This window comes from Porticoccus sp., from assembly GCF_965660005.1.
GTDB lineage: Bacteria > Pseudomonadota > Gammaproteobacteria > Pseudomonadales > Porticoccaceae > Porticoccus.
This window is the reverse complement of record NZ_CBFHYF010000042.1, coordinates 1-14,913: the sequence shown is the minus strand read 5'-3', so window position 1 is coordinate 14,913 and position 14,913 is coordinate 1. Positions and strand designations below refer to the sequence as shown.

The 14,913-nt window shown below is 53.3% G+C and carries 19 protein-coding genes; 8 read left to right on the top strand and 11 right to left on the bottom strand.

Annotation, left to right across the window (positions count from 1 at the left end; translation table 11 throughout):
- Nucleotides 1–154: 154 nt before the first annotated feature.
- Nucleotides 155–892, bottom strand: a complete 738-nt coding sequence (locus ACTF5G_RS08560) for a lipopolysaccharide kinase InaA family protein (protein ID WP_438952402.1) — start codon at nucleotides 890–892, stop codon at nucleotides 155–157.
- A 299-nt stretch (nucleotides 893–1,191) separates the two neighbouring features.
- Here ACTF5G_RS08560 and gloA point away from each other — a divergent pair, with 299 nt between their 5' ends.
- The gene (gene gloA, locus ACTF5G_RS08555; protein WP_438952401.1) at nucleotides 1,192–1,575 is read left to right on the top strand and encodes a lactoylglutathione lyase; all 384 of its coding nucleotides are present in this window, start codon (nucleotides 1,192–1,194) and stop codon (nucleotides 1,573–1,575) included.
- A 25-nt stretch (nucleotides 1,576–1,600) separates the two neighbouring features.
- Here the strand turns inward: gloA and ACTF5G_RS08550 are convergent, their stop codons facing one another.
- From ACTF5G_RS08550 to ACTF5G_RS08505, 10 genes are read right to left on the bottom strand one after another with little or no spacing between them, the layout of a single operon-like run.
- Nucleotides 1,601–2,338: a hypothetical protein gene (locus tag ACTF5G_RS08550; RefSeq protein ID WP_438952400.1), complete on the bottom strand. Its 738-nt coding sequence runs from the start codon at nucleotides 2,336–2,338 to the stop codon at nucleotides 1,601–1,603.
- 1 nt (nucleotide 2,339) lies between these two features.
- Nucleotides 2,340–3,137: an FTR1 family protein gene (locus ACTF5G_RS08545; RefSeq protein WP_438952399.1), complete on the bottom strand. Its 798-nt coding sequence runs from the start codon at nucleotides 3,135–3,137 to the stop codon at nucleotides 2,340–2,342.
- A gap of 7 nt (nucleotides 3,138–3,144) precedes the next feature.
- Nucleotides 3,145–3,504, bottom strand: coding sequence for a cupredoxin domain-containing protein (locus tag ACTF5G_RS08540; RefSeq protein ID WP_438952398.1), 360 nt, complete (start codon nucleotides 3,502–3,504; stop codon nucleotides 3,145–3,147).
- On the bottom strand, nucleotides 3,505–4,839 hold the full coding sequence (locus ACTF5G_RS08535; RefSeq protein ID WP_438952397.1) for an ATP-binding protein: 1,335 nt from the start codon (nucleotides 4,837–4,839) through the stop codon (nucleotides 3,505–3,507). It abuts the gene before it with no gap.
- Entirely contained in the window at nucleotides 4,811–5,470 is a 660-nt protein-coding gene (locus ACTF5G_RS08530) for a response regulator (protein WP_438952396.1), read from the bottom strand. Before ACTF5G_RS08530 ends, ACTF5G_RS08535 begins: the two co-directional genes overlap by 29 nt.
- Before the next feature lie 28 nt (nucleotides 5,471–5,498).
- On the bottom strand, nucleotides 5,499–6,140 hold the full coding sequence (locus tag ACTF5G_RS08525; protein WP_438952395.1) for a tetratricopeptide repeat protein: 642 nt from the start codon (nucleotides 6,138–6,140) through the stop codon (nucleotides 5,499–5,501).
- A gap of 11 nt (nucleotides 6,141–6,151) precedes the next feature.
- Nucleotides 6,152–6,961 carry an SDR family oxidoreductase gene (locus ACTF5G_RS08520; RefSeq protein WP_438952394.1) on the bottom strand — a complete coding sequence of 270 codons (810 nt, stop codon included), beginning with the start codon at nucleotides 6,959–6,961 and terminating at the stop codon, nucleotides 6,152–6,154.
- 12 nt (nucleotides 6,962–6,973) lie between these two features.
- The gene (locus ACTF5G_RS08515) at nucleotides 6,974–7,666 is read right to left on the bottom strand and encodes a TenA family transcriptional regulator (protein ID WP_438952393.1); all 693 of its coding nucleotides are present in this window, start codon (nucleotides 7,664–7,666) and stop codon (nucleotides 6,974–6,976) included.
- Entirely contained in the window at nucleotides 7,663–9,156 is a 1,494-nt protein-coding gene (locus ACTF5G_RS08510; RefSeq protein ID WP_438952392.1) for an AMP-binding protein, read from the bottom strand. Before ACTF5G_RS08510 ends, ACTF5G_RS08515 begins: the two co-directional genes overlap by 4 nt.
- Nucleotides 9,131–9,880 (bottom strand): thermostable hemolysin, encoded by a 750-nt coding sequence (locus ACTF5G_RS08505; RefSeq protein ID WP_438952391.1) that lies wholly within the window; start codon nucleotides 9,878–9,880, stop codon nucleotides 9,131–9,133. The genes ACTF5G_RS08510 and ACTF5G_RS08505 overlap by 26 nt, the downstream gene beginning before the upstream one ends.
- Before the next feature lie 258 nt (nucleotides 9,881–10,138).
- Between ACTF5G_RS08505 and ACTF5G_RS08500 the strand changes: the two genes are divergently transcribed.
- The 7 genes from ACTF5G_RS08500 to ACTF5G_RS08470 all read left to right on the top strand — a co-directional run.
- A complete protein-coding gene (locus ACTF5G_RS08500) occupies nucleotides 10,139–10,657 on the top strand; it encodes an aminoacyl-tRNA deacylase (protein ID WP_438952390.1) in 519 nt (172 codons plus the stop codon).
- A gap of 185 nt (nucleotides 10,658–10,842) precedes the next feature.
- Entirely contained in the window at nucleotides 10,843–11,082 is a 240-nt protein-coding gene (locus tag ACTF5G_RS08495; RefSeq protein WP_438952389.1) for a hypothetical protein, read from the top strand.
- Nucleotides 11,083–11,107: 25 nt separating this feature from the next.
- Nucleotides 11,108–11,845 carry a 5-oxoprolinase subunit PxpA gene (locus ACTF5G_RS08490; protein WP_438952388.1) on the top strand — a complete coding sequence of 246 codons (738 nt, stop codon included), beginning with the start codon at nucleotides 11,108–11,110 and terminating at the stop codon, nucleotides 11,843–11,845.
- Nucleotides 11,842–12,522: a 5-oxoprolinase subunit PxpB gene (pxpB, locus tag ACTF5G_RS08485; protein WP_438952387.1), complete on the top strand. Its 681-nt coding sequence runs from the start codon at nucleotides 11,842–11,844 to the stop codon at nucleotides 12,520–12,522. The genes ACTF5G_RS08490 and pxpB overlap by 4 nt, the downstream gene beginning before the upstream one ends.
- Nucleotides 12,519–13,460: a biotin-dependent carboxyltransferase family protein gene (locus tag ACTF5G_RS08480; protein WP_438952386.1), complete on the top strand. Its 942-nt coding sequence runs from the start codon at nucleotides 12,519–12,521 to the stop codon at nucleotides 13,458–13,460. The genes pxpB and ACTF5G_RS08480 overlap by 4 nt, the downstream gene beginning before the upstream one ends.
- Before the next feature lie 21 nt (nucleotides 13,461–13,481).
- A complete protein-coding gene (locus tag ACTF5G_RS08475; RefSeq protein ID WP_438952385.1) occupies nucleotides 13,482–14,348 on the top strand; it encodes a glutamate cyclase domain-containing protein in 867 nt (288 codons plus the stop codon).
- A gap of 104 nt (nucleotides 14,349–14,452) precedes the next feature.
- Nucleotides 14,453–14,913 (top strand): aminotransferase class IV (locus ACTF5G_RS08470; protein ID WP_438952384.1); only part of this gene is annotated, 461 nt, incomplete at its 3' end.

The window sequence follows — 14,913 nt, the reverse complement described above, 5'->3', positions numbered from 1 at the left end:
CTCTCGGGTTAACGATGAGCCAAAACCATCTCTTAGACAAACAGGCTAGTTAGTCCAACTTCTGCTGACGGGATACAATCAAGGCCAGTATATAAACCGGGCAGAGGCCCGGTTTTTTAATTTTATGGCCTGCAGTTGATGCGCGAATTGTGAGTTACTTGCAAACCAGCTGTGGCGCAGCAAGCCACGGGATGCCTTTGTCTGGACTGAGATAGGAATGCTGCCGATAGGTGGTGTTAAAAATGTCCCAGTGGCGTTCAGTCATTGCGGGCATGTGTCGACGCATCTGGTTTATATCATGTCTGGAGGCCTGACTGATGGATAACCGTCGACGGCATTTTTCCAGATCGATCAGTGCGACATCAATTTCACTGCCATGCTCCTGGTTCTGGCGAAAGAAAATGTGTTTGTCATAGAGACAGCCGTGTTGCCATCGGTTATTGTGGAGCCTTGGCAGAATTTCGCCAAGTTTTTGCGAGAGGGCATCGAGTGTCTCCTTTCTCACAGAATGGTCGGTTACTCTCTTGTGCCACGCCTCAACGCTTGAAAATCCAGTCAGTTCCCGAGTCACAAGAATTGCCTGAACAGCTCCCTGTTGAAGGCGTGTTTGCGAGAAGACAACTTCCGGAGTTCCAATGCCCAGCGAGTGACATATGCTGAGACGATGGGTTTCGCGGGCTGTGGTGGCGTAGCCAAGCGGATGTCTGAGACTGCGACAGGTATGGTCCGTCTGCTTTTTGACGTAGTAGGTGGCTCCATTTATTTTACATCGCTGTACACCACTAATCCCTCCCCGACGATGATTCGGCTCTTCAACCCAGGAACCCTCCGTTTCCCACCAGTAGTCGAAATCCCCAGTCGCTTGAACAGCCCTTGATAAGGTATTGATCATTATTGTTATTCTTTTTCCGGATACAGATGCATATTAAAACTGTTACAAAGAAATTACACAAAAATCCCTAAAAAAGCAAAGCACAGAGCCAAGAAAAATGCTCTCAGTTACCCATGGGCATGGGTCGTCTCAAAGCGATTGATCGAGCCGCTCTCTTTGCGAAGGGTTTTATTTGATTCGATTCCGGTTTACTTTGTTGCGTTACTTTTTTCCGCAACAAGCGTCGCCAGTCAATAGGTTTGCAAGCTGCGTGCGAAGATACAGAGATAGATTCCCTGAATAACCAGAGAGGTAGGTTTATGCGGTTATTGCATACCATGCTGCGGGTGAGGAACCTGGATGCGTCCATCCGCTTTTATACCGATGTGCTGGGAATGCGCCTGCTGCGTCGCAAGGATTTCCCCGATGGTCGTTTTACGCTCGCATTTCTGGGCTACGGCGATGAGTCGGAAAATACGGTCCTTGAACTGACCCATAACTGGGATGTATCCACTTACAATCTCGGTGATGCCTATGGGCATATTGCTATCGGGGTGGAAGATGTCTATGCCGCCTGTGAGCGTATTCGTACATCGGGGGGAAAGGTGATCAGGGAGCCGGGTCCAATGAAACATGGCTCAACCGTGTTGGCCTTTGTGGAAGACCCGGATGGCTACAAAATTGAACTGTTGTCGGATAGTTGAGGCTTTGGAAACTTGATCTGCCTTCCTAAAATTCATATTCAATTAGAAGCCGCAGCGTATTGTTGGCACTTTTATCATCCAGACCAAACAGGAAACCGGCTTCCCAGTGCAGGCTGCGCCTTACGCCGGTTTGTATGTTTCCCATTAGTACGGGCCCCAGCGCAAGGGTCTGCTCATTAGCATAGAGCTCCAGTGCCGGCTCAATCCAGCGTGACAGGCGATACCGTGTTTGCAGGCCCAGTGATGTTTCAATTTCATCTTCAATGTCCTGGCCCCATTCCTGGCTGACGATTACGTTGGCTGTCCCACTCCAGCGGCCCCATTCCTTTTCGGCGAGAATACCGGTGGAAAACTCCCAGATATTTTCTCTCGCCTGTTTTTCCAGTTCGAACAGGAGACCCCAATCTGCCCAGTATTCCCCTTGCTCAGTGATTTGCCATTTGGCTTCCACTTCATAAGCTTCCAGTGAAAAACCGTCGTTCTCGGCCCTATCACCGGTCAGATAGACTTCACCAAACCAGCGGTCCCCAAAAGCCCGGCCGTAGGATAAACGATGCAGTTGGCGGTGATCCGGTTGATCCGGCTGGTCGTCCTGGTAGATCGCACGCCACTCCAACTCCTGCTCCAGGGCGTCCACATAGGGGTGGTAGATTTTATCAACAGCATTACCGTCAGCACGCGGTATCACCGGGACGATGAGGCAGAATAAGATACTTGACCATCGGACCATGAAGCCGGGGGTGGGTTGGTAGATAGCATTCATGCTATTTGTCACCCATATTTTTGCGATGGCTGAAAAAACCGCTGACACGACCTGATGTGGCGGCAGTACTGACAAACAGAAAGCCAAGACCGTATGCAACTGTCTGAAAAAGTGACGGCGTGGCTTCATAGCCGACCAGGGCGTAGAGTAAATGCCCCGGGATGGAATCCTCCGGCAGCCATTTTGAGCTGTCCCACAGCACCGGAGAATAACCGATCCAATCCGCTTGAGTCAGCAGTAGGGTTGCCTGAGACGCCATGGTTCCACCAATGAGCGCCAGCAATAGCATACAGGTGCAGAAAATCCATCCCGCAGGCAGGCTGAGCAAACTGAAGTACAGCAAAATTCCTGCGCTGAGCCCGATCCCGGCGCCGATTCCCGCGCCGATAAATGTCGGCTGAACACTCTCCTGATGATGGAGTATCCCGCCCAGATAAATCACGATTTCAGCGCCTTCCCGGCTGAGTGCAAGGGCGACGCAAAGGGACATCAGGTAGGGCAGCGAATGCCTTGACCGTGGCAGGGGCGACGTTGAACAGAGTCCGATCAATGCCAGCAGGCTCAGGACGAAAAGCATGATACTGGCGATAAGAACTTCCTGACCTGCATAGTTTAACCATTCAGAAATCGTGGCCAGATTGACCGATAAAATGAGGGCACCAAACCCGCCCAATATCATCCCGACCGGGAGCCAGCGGGCGCTGAGTTGCAGGTGCCGAGACAGCACCAGCAGGATACTTACCAGTAGCGCGGCCTCCAGTATTTCCTGAAGTATCAGTACGACTGAATTGAGAAACATACCGGTCTCATTCTGCAGTTTGCTGTGCGACAGCCACTATTTTCCCCTGAGCGGTTTTCGGGTAGAACTCACCAAAAAACGGATACTCTCCGGGTGGGAGTGGACCAATGAAAATGACCGCTTTACGGTGTCCGGGAATCACTTTTTCACGGTTGAGTTCATAGCTTTCAAATTCTTCTGGTGTCGGATCCTCGTTGATCACCAGCAACTTGATTTTTGTATTGGCCGGAACTTCCAGCCTGTCTGGAAAGAAGAGATGATTGCGGATTCTGAGCTCGACTATGGACGTGTCTGCATAACTGGTACCGCCAATTCCAAGGGCAAATACCAGAAGCATAAAAAAATGGCCAGGATTTTTACTGATCATCTAGCCACCTGCCCGATTAAAAATGATGACAAAGGCTGCGCCACTGGCAAAGCAGGACCGCGTTATTTCGATCCGGGCGCCGTGCAAATCGGCTATATGACGGACAATGGTCAGCCCAAGGCCGCAGCCCTGAATTGAAGAACTTCCCAGTTGATTATTCAATCGTCGGAAACGTTCAAAGATTTTATCGTAGTCCTCAGGAGCGATGCCGGGTCCGGCATCCTCAACTTTGAGATAGACCCGATCATCCACGGGATAGACAGTGACGAGAATATTGCCACCTGGGGGAGTGTACTTGTTGGCATTGCTGAGCAGGTTCTGAAGCAGGGCAGTTAATGCAAAGGGGTCGCCTTCTATCATGCAGGCTTCTCCGGCCAGCTCCGCTATCTGTTGCTTACACTCGAATTTATCATGCAGATCTGCGATGACGTCTTGAGCCAGTTGATGAAGGTTGATACGGCGGAAGTTGTGGACGAACTGTTCAGGTGTGGAACGGTACAGTGACAATAGCTGTTCGACTAGATGTTGAATACGGTCTACACCGGCGCGCAATTGTTGGAACGCTTCGTTATCCGGGGAGATATCTTCCTCCAGATTATGCAGCTGAATTTTGAGGGCACTGATCGGTGTGCGCAACTCATGGGCCGCATCCGCAGTAAAATGTTTTTCCCTGTTCAACGCAATGTTGAGACGATGCATTAATGCATTGATGGATTGGCTGACCTGCTGTAATTCGCTTTTCAACGCTGGTAAAACAACTGGCGAGAGATCATCGGCCTGTTTGTTTTTTAGTTGTTCGGAGAGAACTCGAAGGGGTTTGAGACCATGACCAATGATCAACCAGATCAGCAGGCCTGCCAGGGGAATAGCCAGTAATATCGGTAAAATGGCATGGCTGACCACACTTTCTGCCAGCAGATAGCGCAGGTCCATTCGTTCGGCAGTGATGATCCAGTTTTGGTGATCCTGATCGAAATAGACCAGAGTTCGCCAGCGATAGCCGTCAAAATTGGCATGACCAAAACCGGGATAAAAGTCCGTAATGGGTTGTGTGTGCTGAATACCGAAAGAGGCGAGAAGCTCTCCTCCCCGCCATACCTGATAGGCGAGCGTGCTCTCGCCACCGAGGGGCTTTATCGCGTGGCCGGCATAGAGCCGCGCAATCAGTTCTGCGGTCTGTCGTAAATGCTGGTCAAACAGCTTGTTGGCTTCCTGTAAGCTCGAGCTATAGCCCTGCAGGCAGCAACGAAATTGAACAGGGTGAGTACCGCCAGGGTGGCGGCAATCAGGAACAGTCGGATTGATCTCACGTGGTATTGACCTTGTAACCGACACCTCGCACGGTTCTGATGAAGTCAGTGCCCAGTTTCTTCCTGAGGTGGTGTACGTGGACTTCAACCGTATTGCTGCATATTTCCTCCCCCCAGCTGTAGAGTTTGGTTTCCAGCGTGTTTCGGGTCATAACCCGGCCGGCATTTTCCATCAATGCCTTGAGTAACATATATTCCCGGCGTGTCAGCTCCTCGGGTTCACCCCGACAGGTCACTGACTGATTGCTGTTATCCAGAACAACCGGGCCAATGGTGATTTGCGTCGATTTGACGGAGCCGAGGCGGCGCTCAAGCACTCTGAGGCGAGCCAGGAGTTCGCTCATCTCGAAGGGTTTTGCCAGATAATCGTCGGCTCCGGAGTCCAGCCCGGTTACCTTGTCGTGCAGGGTATCTCTGGCTGTCAGGAGCAGTACGGGCAGTCCCGGTGATCGGCTGCGGATTGATTCCAGAACCTTCAGACCACTCATATCCGGTAACCCGATATCCAGAATAATAATGTCCGGTGGCTCCGTTTCCACGACATGGAGACAGGCTCGTCCTGTATCAACGTGATTTACAGAGTAATGCTGTCTACCCAGTGCGGCCTTGAGTCCCTGGGCCAGGGGTTGATCATCCTCTACCAACAGAATTTGCATTTGTGTGAATCAACTTCCCAATTTTTCTTCAATCACGGCGAGCGCCTGGCTGATTTCCTTTTGCCGGCCGGCCGGCATCGGCCAGTGGCCGGTTGAGCCGTGGCGCCGCTTCCCTTGCTTTCAGCAAATAAGCTCGGGCATCCTGGTAACGCTTCTTTGCCATCAGGTAGTCGGCATAAAAGTAATTGCTGTCTATCCCGTCGGGGTTGATAGCCAGGGCCTTAAGCAGCAGTTTTTCCGCTTTTTTGTCGTCGCCGAAACCAATCGGCCAACCCGGTACATGACTGTAGAGCGTACCCAGACTGGTGTAAGCCGAGCCATCCAGAGCCTGGGGATCTATGGCTAGTGCCGCTTCCAGATCGGCTTTCGAGGACTTGGCCAGTGACAGCGCGCCGAGACCGCCTTTGGCCCCCGCATAAGTCGATTTGATGATACCACGCCAGATGAGTGGTGCTGCACTATCGGGGTATTTTGAGACGACCGCGTCGGCCTCGGTTGCGAGCGAGGCAAATGCATCGCTTTGTGCCTTGCCCTCCATCTGATAGTTAACTTCAGCCCAGCGTTTTTGCAGGGTGCTGACCTTGTCTGCGATGCCCGCCCACCCGGAACTGGCGGTAAGCGCAAGCAGCGCCACAGAGCTTGCCACAATGTTTTTAACGGTGTGTTTCATAATGTAAATCTCTAGATATTGATTTTAGTCGTTTCTTGGGTGTTGAGAATTTGTTTGATGAACGGCATTTTTTTTACCAGTGCGTGGTCAACCAGTCTCGGCAGCAGGGCGTTGATTTTCACAAACAGTTTTTCCGGCCATCCCATGAACTCGGCATGCCGGTTGGATCTGATCAGTTTTATCAGCGCATCAGCGACCTGTTGCGGCTGGTCAACGCTGTTGCCCAGGGCGCGGTTTAATGTATTGACGGCTGTGGAATTCAGAGCGGTATCGGTCGCTCTTGGGGCCAGATAAAAGACCTGAACATTGGTGTCGCAGAGCTCCCGGCGCAGCGCTTCGGTAAAGCCCATCAAGCCGGATTTGCTGGCGCAATAGGCAACATAGCCGGGGTGGCCGATGCTGCCGTAGATAGAACCTATGTTGATTACGGCTGACGCCGGTCTGCTGTTCAGCAGAGGGATCAGCTGTTTGGTCAATAACATGGGGGCGACCAGGTTTGTGTTGAGCACCTGTTCGATACTCTCCTCGGATTGGTGTTCAAAGTGTTGAAATGCCATTGTGCCGGCCAGATTGATCAGCAGATCAATGCCGCCACCGTCGATAGACCGCGACAGGATGTCCTGTCGACCCTGCGCGGTTGTGATATCTGCCACAACGATTTGATGCGTTCCCGATAACTGTTCTGCAATCCGGTTTAGTGATCCTGCGTTTCGCCCAACCAGCCTGAGGTTTGCGCCTTCCGCAGCCAGGGAATGGGCTACGGCACAACCGATGCCACCGGTGGCTCCGGTCAGCAAAATTGTTTTGTTGCTCAGCTCCATATCGGGTACCTGTCAGGCGTTGTGTGGAATATTGTGGGAAAAACTGTCAAGCGAACGGAACAGGTCGCCATAGAGTTGATAAAACATCCTGGCCGAGTGGATGATCTGTGCCTGGTCCTGTGGTGAGTCGATGCGGTTCACAAGACATTCAAAAAAGGTGACGTGCGTCTGATCCAGTGAGCCGTGGGAGTACAGATAGGAAAAGGCTTTTTGTGGCAGCCCCAATGTTCCACGGATATTGTCTGCAACGGCTTCGGCAATACTGACGCTGGTGCCTTCAAGTACGTGAACCATGCCAAAGAAGCCCAGAGGATTGACGCGCATGACGGTATCGTAGGCATAGGCAATCATCAGTTCCGTAGCGGGGTGGGGTTGCCCGCGCCTGACTGCATCGCTGTCGTAACCACAGGCGGCAATATCGTTGAGAATCCATTCCTGGTGTCCGAGTTCTTCCTCAATATATTCTGCGACTGCCAAACGCAACCACTCCCGTTCCTCCGGTAACCGGGAGCCCACTGCCATCAGTAGCGGCACGGTGTGTTTGACATGATGGTAGGCCTGTTGCAGAAATCCCACATAGTCGTCGAGGTTGATGAGACCCTGCAGGGCCCGCTGGATAATGGGCGCAGTAAACAGGTGGTTTTTATCTGCGTCGGTTTCTGTTGTCAGCCGGTCGAAAAAAGATAGGGATATCAATGAGTTCATAGGGTTGATTCCTCAACAGGCATGTCGTAAAGCCGGTTTATCCGGGTGGCATAATGTCGGGCAATGGCTGCCCGTTTTGGCCGACCGTTGTCCGTTATGAGTGCCGGGTTTTTTGTCAGTAATGTAGGCAATCGATTCCAGTTCAGGATGTGTGCGTAATCCGGGAGCTGTTGGTTGATTCGCTCGATCGCGGCCTCTATCTCCTGGTCCGAGGTATTGCTGTCCCTCGTCGATAACAGTGCCACACAGTGAGGTTTGGCATCGCCGAAGACCACGAAGTCTGCAAACAGTGGATTGGCAAGAAATTCGGATTCCACCCACTCCGGGTTAATGTTGCGACCGTAACTGGAAATCAGCAGATTGTTGCGCCGCCCGAGAATATGCAGGAAGCCTCTGGCGTCCAGATAGCCGAGATCCCCTGTGTGAATAGCCTGCTGTCCCCAGCTTGAGGGGGTATTGGCATAGCCGAGTATGGCGTTGCCACTGACCACAATTTCCCCATTGACAATTTTCATATGCAGGTGCGGCAGAGGTTTTCCACAACTACCGGTAGCCTGATCGCGGGGTGTATTCAGACTCACGACAGAGGCGCATTCTGACAAACCGTAGCCCTGATAAGCTGGGATACCTGACAGCCATGCCTGCGCCAGTAATTGACTTGCCACCTTACCGCCGCCCACGGCTGCGAACTTCAGTGATTTCGGAACCTGCCATCCGTTGCGAGCACTGACTACCAGGAGTTGCAGAAGCTGTGGTGTCAGGATCAGGGTGTTGGGTTGGTGTTTGGTGATCGTTTCAATCAGGGAGGCCGGTTCAGCTATCGAGCTGCCGCACACCCCCATTTCCTTCAAAGCGGGGACAATCACTTCTCCACCGAACAGCAGCGGCGCATAGATACCGGCAACATTTTCCAGCAGGGTGCTCAATGGCAACAGACAGAGGTGCCGTGGCTTTGGTAGCCCCACAGCACTGCCGAGGAACATCGCCTGGTCGATCAATTGCTGATTGCTGAGGCAGACCCCTTTAGGGCTGCCAGTAGAGCCTGAGGTATAGGTGATTTTTCCGGTGCTTTCCGGAATGAGGGTGTGATTCCCGGAGCTCGAAAGATGGCTTAGCCAGAGTTCGGCAATGCCGGGTAGGCGGACTGTTTCCGTTCCCTGTTCCGGTATCTCGGCCACAGCGATATGACCGGTGACGATGGCATCGACAGGTGTTTCTCTGAGCGCATGTTGCAGCTGTCTGCTGGAAAAAAAGGTTGGCAGGGGTAGCAGGCAGATCTCAGCCAGTTGGCAAGCCAGATCAACGATCAGCCAGTCGGGGCCGTTGTCGAGGTGGAGTGCCAGCCTGCCGATCCGATGTTGCTTCAGCAGGGCAGCCAGATCGTTACAGCGTTGCAGCAACGCACTGTATGTCACACTCTCTGTGGAGCCTCTGACGACGACCTGGTCACCATCATAAAGACCATCAAGCCGCGAAAGAATAGTCGTCACTGTCTACTCCGGTGATTGTTTTTTTCGCCATGTTGTCAATGTGGGTGTCATAAAATGTAAGCGCAGCCCGCAATGTTTTTCTGTCGTTGATAACGGCTATGGCCTGTCCCAGGTGTCCGGCAACCACAACAGGTCCGGTCTGGTAATAGCTGCCCCATTCTGCCTCGGTCGAGGTCTGCAGTCGGCACGCCCTGGCGTCCGCGATAGGGTGCAGTTCAAAGCCCAGTTTGCCGATGGCTTTCCTGACCTGGGGTGTGGCGGTAAATACCAGCCATTCAAAATTTGCCCGTTGCAGGGTGGCCGCCAGCAGGATGAATAACAGCTGGCTCGAGCCTCGCTGGGTGGCGGCCAGATTGCCGATTTCTGCAATATGATGGCGCGCTACCGGCACAGATGAATAACGGTTGAGTTCCAGCTCAATGGGATTGTCCAGGTACTGTTCAAGAAACAGAGGGTTTGCACCAACAGGTCGAATTCCGGTTACGGCACAGAGTTGGCCCCGACAGAACAGGCTGAGGAAGAGGGGCAAAAACTCTCGGACTGTGGCGCCATAGGCCTGAAAAAACTGCTTTTCGATATATTGTTGTATGGTGATGCCGGTTTCAGAATGGAGTTGATGCAGGTGTAGTTCCGGAGCCGGGACAAGCCACCGATTCAGCCACTGGTTGGCGTGGATGCTGTCGACATTCTGTCGATTGGTCTGCCTGATATTTTGCATACTCATACCCCGATTGGTATCTGGTTACCGTGCAGAGTAGTGATTAATACTTAAAGCATTCTTAACCGCAGTGGAAATCGAGCAATATTTTTTTCAGCATGTCAGCCAGCTGTCAGGTCGACGGCGGAAAAGAGAATTAAGTCAGATTGTGTCTTTCAGGCTGGACCGGATAGATCGAATCGTTCTGTGCCTTGCGAAGGTGAAACGGCGACAGTCAAACTATACTGAAAGTAATCTTTTACACTGACCAAGAGGTGCCGGATTATGAGTATCTCACCCATACTGGCCGATTATCTCGGCCGCAAGCAAATTAGTTATGAAGTGCTGAAGCATGCACAAACCAGTAACTCCATGGCGACTGCCCGGGAGGCGCATGTCCCCCCCGAAAAACTGGCAAAAGCCGTCATCGTCAAGCAGGATGGCTGCTATGCGATGTGTGTAATCCCCGCCTCCAACAAGTTGATACTCGAGTGGCTGGAGTACGGTCGTCAGCACGAGTATGAAATTGCGGATGAACAGGATCTGCGGGCACTTTTTCCCGATTGTAACGAAGGTGCCATTCCGGGGCTGGGACAGGCATTCAAGCTGGATGTGATCGTTGACAGTGCCCTGCTGGATAATCTCGATATCTATATTGAGGCGGGTGATCACAGTCATCTGCTTCATCTGAGTCACCGGGATTTCCGGGAAGTCATGAAAAACGCCTGGCCCGCGCCGATAAGTTGTCAGCGAAGCGGGCAAAGCGACAAGCCTTATTTATGGGCGCCCCCCGAAGACGGTTAGGCATCAGTTTTCCCACACCCGGTGGTAGATGGTCGTTATTCTTGCGCTACCGGGTGCTTCTGTTTTGTCCCACCACAGTTGAAAAGTGATTCCCGAACCGGTTTGAGCGATACAGGCCTGTGGCCATTGGCTGTGTTCAATGGTTGAATATCGGTTAAGCATCGTTCTGGTCGGGAATTTTGTAAATGCTAACACCCAATCGACATGGCTTGCGGCTGTCTATTCGATCCGGTCATTTTACCGGCCACACATCGGGATATTGTCGTGGTTTTGTGCCGGACAATGTGGTGATGCTTTCTCAAGACTGGGCCTGTGGTGCCACGCCGCAGGTTTTACTCGAGCAGGCAAAACTACCACTGTGTATCACCCACAGTCCGGTCATATGCCGGACCGATCTGTACGGCAGCCAGCTGGCGATCCTGTGATGGCCAGAAACGGGAGGTTTTTGCTATGTCATTGATGCTGAACGCCGATCTCGGCGAAGCCATTGATAGCAGACTGGTTGGTGGCACCGATGAAGCGATAATGCCCCATATTCATCAGGCCAGCATTGCCTGTGGTTACCATGCCGGTGATCACCTGATGATTCAGCGGACACTGAATCTGGCGGCAAGGTATGGTGTGATGGTCGGGGCCCACCCCGGTTATCCCGATCCCCAGGGTTTTGGGCGGCGTTCCATGGCCTGTTCAAGGGATGAGCTTGTTGCACTCATGCATTACCAGATCTCGGCGCTGGACGGCATGAGTCGTTCACAAAATCTGTCACTGGCCTATGTCAAACCCCATGGGGCGTTATACAACGACATGATGACAGATCAGCAGATTCGCCATGCCGTGATGTTATCTGTGGCCGGTTTTTACCGGCCGATTCGCCTTGTCCTGCAAGCCACTCCCGATGCCGGGTTGCACCGTCGTGAGGCCGAGGCAATGGGCGTCATGCTCTGGTTCGAAGCCTTTGCTGATCGGCGCTATGCCGGCAATGGTTTGCTGGTGCCCCGGTCGGAGCCCGGGGCCGTTCATGACAGGGAGGCGACACTCGCTCAGGTTGAACAGATCAAACGGCATGGTTCCGTTACCACGCTGGATGGTGGTGCGCTACCCGTCACAGCCGATACCCTGTGTATCCACGGTGACAATCCGGAGAGCGTTGCGGTGATTCGTGAAATCCGGGCATTGCTTGACCAATGAAAGTCGTTCCCGCCAGTGAAAACGCACTGATCGTCTATTTTGATCAGGTGATTAGCGCGGATACCTCAGTCCTGGTTCGCCAGGCAACGGTTGCACTGGAGTCTGCTCTAGCCGGGGTGTTGATTGATCTGGTGCCTTCCTATGCATCATTGCTGGTTATTTTCGATCTCTCGTGTATCGATGCCGCAACGCTTGAGTATCAAATCACAGGGTTGCTGGATGCTGCTCCGGCTGCTAGCGGTTCGGTTGGCAAGCTCGTTGAGTTGCCTGTTTACTACAGTACCGAGTCCGGGGCGGATCTCGCTGACATTGCTCGCGCCAAAAATTTATCCGTGGAGCAGGTGATAGCTCTCCATCAATCCCGGGAATACCCTGTGTATGCGATAGGCTTTGCCCCCGGTTTTGCCTACCTCGGCGAGGTGGATTCGCGGATTGCCACGCCGAGGTTAAATACACCGAGAGCGCATGTGCCGCGAGGTAGTGTCGCCATAGCCGGGCGGCAGACCGCGGTATATCCGGCGGATTCTCCCGGTGGCTGGAATCTGATTGGTCTCTGCCCCGAACGAATGTTTGACCCGCTCAGCGTGCCCAGCACGCCCCTGCAAGTGGGGGACCGGGTTCGCTTTTTCAGTATCAGTCGGGAAACCTTCCTGACCATGGGTGGGCAGTTGCCATGAAGGGCGGTTTTTGTGTGGATAGTCCTGGGGTTCTGACGCTGATTCAGGACGCCGGGCGTTTTGGTTGTCACCGGCTGGGGTTGACGAACGGTGGTCCGGCTGATCCCCTGGCCTTCAATTGGGCCAACCGACTGTGCGGAAATGATTCCGGCGGGACGGCTCTTGAGGTGACCATTGGTGGTCTGGAGCTTGAGTGTCAGGTAGCCACCGTCATGGCACTCTGTGGTGCGGACATGCCCCTGACCATTAACAGACAACCAAAAGAGAGTTGGCGCAGTCACCGGGTAAAATCCGGTGACCGGATTGCGTTGGGTTATGCCCGCAGTGGCATGCGTGCGTATCTGGCGGTGGCCAATGGTTTCAATGTCCCACCGACTTTTGGCAGTACCGCGACTGTTCTTCGCGAGGGGCTGGGTGGTTTGTCCGGTAATCCATTGCAGGCGGGGGATCATTTGCCCTGTCCTGAGGTGCCGGATCGACAGTGCCTCTCACTGGAACGTGGTTATCGGCCGGTTTATGGTCGTCGCACACTATTGAGGGTGGTCTGTGGCTATCAGTCAGCATTGATTCCAGACGCCCAGCAGCAGCGCTTTTTTGCCAGTGAGTACCGGTTGCTGAGCCAGTCCGACCGGATGGCGTGTCGGCTGGCAGGGCCTCCCATTGAGATTGATATTCCGGATCTTTTATCCGAAGGTGTTTGTCTTGGCACGTTACAAATTCCGCCAGACGGTCTGCCCATCATACTGATGCATGATCGTCAGACCATCGGCGGTTACCCCAAGCTGGGTTCAGTGATCTCGCTGGATATCTCACAGCTGGCCCAGTTGAAACCGGGAGGCCGGGTTTCCTTCAAGTCCGTCACGATGGAGGAGGCCCGTCATATCCGGCTAGTGGCGGACAGGATGTATGCACAATTAAAACCCCAGGTGTGTGACTGATGGCTAATATTGTGGTGATTTATGAATGATGTCCGGCGACAGTTCGCCGTGAGTGAACGCATTGAAAATCTGCTGGTGGCCCGTAATCTTCGCGGCATGCAATCTGTTCAGTCCGCCCTCAAACCGGGCTATTGCCTCCGAGCAGCCAGGTGGCTGTTGGGGTGTCGCGGACGGGTATTGATCGGAACGGGATTTCCGGTGCTGGACTCGTTTGAGTCCGATGGTCCCGCAGGGGCAATTGCGCTGTATCGGGTTCTGGAATGGACTGGTGCCGAGCCGATTCTGGTCTGTGGTGATACATTGGCAAATGCCATCGGCGGGGACTACTGTGTAGAACGTCTACCCCTCGGGCGGTCGGCAAATCTGCCTCGGCAGGTGGCCGGTTTATTGGCGCATCATCGGCCTGAGCTTATGGTCAGTATTGGGCTTCCCGGGCCCGCAGCCGATGGCCGCTATTACAATATGCGTGGTGAAGATATCAGTCACGAGACCCTTTGTTTTGATGTGTTTCTTGAGCTTTCAGATTGTCCGGTCATTGCATTGGGTGATAGTGGCAATGAGATCGGCATGGGGAATGTGCTCGACAGGTTGAGTGAATTGGCAGTGACTCCGTCTGTCACCACTTCCGATGAGCTTGTGATAGCGGATGTTTCCAACTGGGCGGCGCTCGGGCTGGTGGCCATGATGTCCTGTTGTCTGGGGGAAGACTCTCTGGCGGACTGGGACAATCGGGCTGTACTCGAATATCTGGCATGTCGCGGCAGTCTCGACGGCGTAACCCTTGAGAACACACTGACGGAGGATGGCCTGCCCAGTGAAACGGGCAAGGCTCTGGTGAGCGCTTTGCGTGATTTGGTTCGTGAAAGTGGCGCCGCCGATCCAGGCTGAGCCCCCGGGCAATTTGCTTTGCCTGTCTGGATACCCACTGCTAAGATCTGTCGCTTTATGATTCCGTTGACCGGCTCTAACCCGGCGAGATACAGGGTAACTTCATGAGTATTGTTTATCTCGACGGTGCCTACCTGCCCATGGCCGAAGCCCGTATTTCACCGATGGATCGTGGCTTTTTGTTTGGCGATGGTATTTACGAAGTACTGCCATCCTACAATGGCAGGATGATTGGTTTTTCACTGCACATGCAGCGGATGACCCGTGGTCTGAGGGCCATCGAAATAGCACTCGACTGGTCACAAGGTCAGTGGCTGGCACTGTGCAATACCCTTATCGATAAAAATGGTGCTGGTAACCTCGGTCTTTATCTGCATGTGAGCCGCTGTGCGGATAGCCGCCGTTTTCATGCGTATCCGGAAAATATCACGCCCACCATTTTTGCTTTCACCTTTGTGATTCCCGCAGCACCAGTGGCGGATAAACATCGGGTTAAACCCTACCGGGTTGTCACTGACCGGGATTTACGATGGGACCGCTGCCACATCAAGTCCACGGCCTTGCT

Bases quoted from the DNA above. Each gene is read 5' to 3' on its own strand.
- ACTF5G_RS08515 (WP_438952393.1), bottom strand. From the start codon at position 7,666: ATGAACTCATTGATATCCCTATCTTTTTTCGACCGGCTGACAACAGAA.
- ACTF5G_RS08520 (WP_438952394.1), bottom strand. From the start codon at position 6,961: ATGGAGCTGAGCAACAAAACAATTTTGCTGACCGGAGCCACCGGTGGC.
- ACTF5G_RS08490 (WP_438952388.1), top strand. From the start codon at position 11,108: ATGTCATTGATGCTGAACGCCGATCTCGGCGAAGCCATTGATAGCAGA.
- ACTF5G_RS08530 (WP_438952396.1), bottom strand. From the start codon at position 5,470: ATGCAAATTCTGTTGGTAGAGGATGATCAACCCCTGGCCCAGGGACTC.
- ACTF5G_RS08500 (WP_438952390.1), top strand. From the start codon at position 10,139: ATGAGTATCTCACCCATACTGGCCGATTATCTCGGCCGCAAGCAAATT.
- ACTF5G_RS08540 (WP_438952398.1), bottom strand. From the start codon at position 3,504: ATGATCAGTAAAAATCCTGGCCATTTTTTTATGCTTCTGGTATTTGCC.
- ACTF5G_RS08505 (WP_438952391.1), bottom strand. From the start codon at position 9,880: ATGAGTATGCAAAATATCAGGCAGACCAATCGACAGAATGTCGACAGC.
- pxpB (WP_438952387.1), top strand. From the start codon at position 11,842: ATGAAAGTCGTTCCCGCCAGTGAAAACGCACTGATCGTCTATTTTGAT.
- ACTF5G_RS08495 (WP_438952389.1), top strand. From the start codon at position 10,843: ATGCTAACACCCAATCGACATGGCTTGCGGCTGTCTATTCGATCCGGT.
- ACTF5G_RS08475 (WP_438952385.1), top strand. From the start codon at position 13,482: ATGAATGATGTCCGGCGACAGTTCGCCGTGAGTGAACGCATTGAAAAT.
- ACTF5G_RS08480 (WP_438952386.1), top strand. From the start codon at position 12,519: ATGAAGGGCGGTTTTTGTGTGGATAGTCCTGGGGTTCTGACGCTGATT.
- gloA (WP_438952401.1), top strand. From the start codon at position 1,192: ATGCGGTTATTGCATACCATGCTGCGGGTGAGGAACCTGGATGCGTCC.
- ACTF5G_RS08545 (WP_438952399.1), bottom strand. From the start codon at position 3,137: ATGTTTCTCAATTCAGTCGTACTGATACTTCAGGAAATACTGGAGGCC.
- ACTF5G_RS08560 (WP_438952402.1), bottom strand. From the start codon at position 892: ATGATCAATACCTTATCAAGGGCTGTTCAAGCGACTGGGGATTTCGAC.
- ACTF5G_RS08550 (WP_438952400.1), bottom strand. From the start codon at position 2,338: ATGAATGCTATCTACCAACCCACCCCCGGCTTCATGGTCCGATGGTCA.
- ACTF5G_RS08525 (WP_438952395.1), bottom strand. From the start codon at position 6,140: ATGAAACACACCGTTAAAAACATTGTGGCAAGCTCTGTGGCGCTGCTT.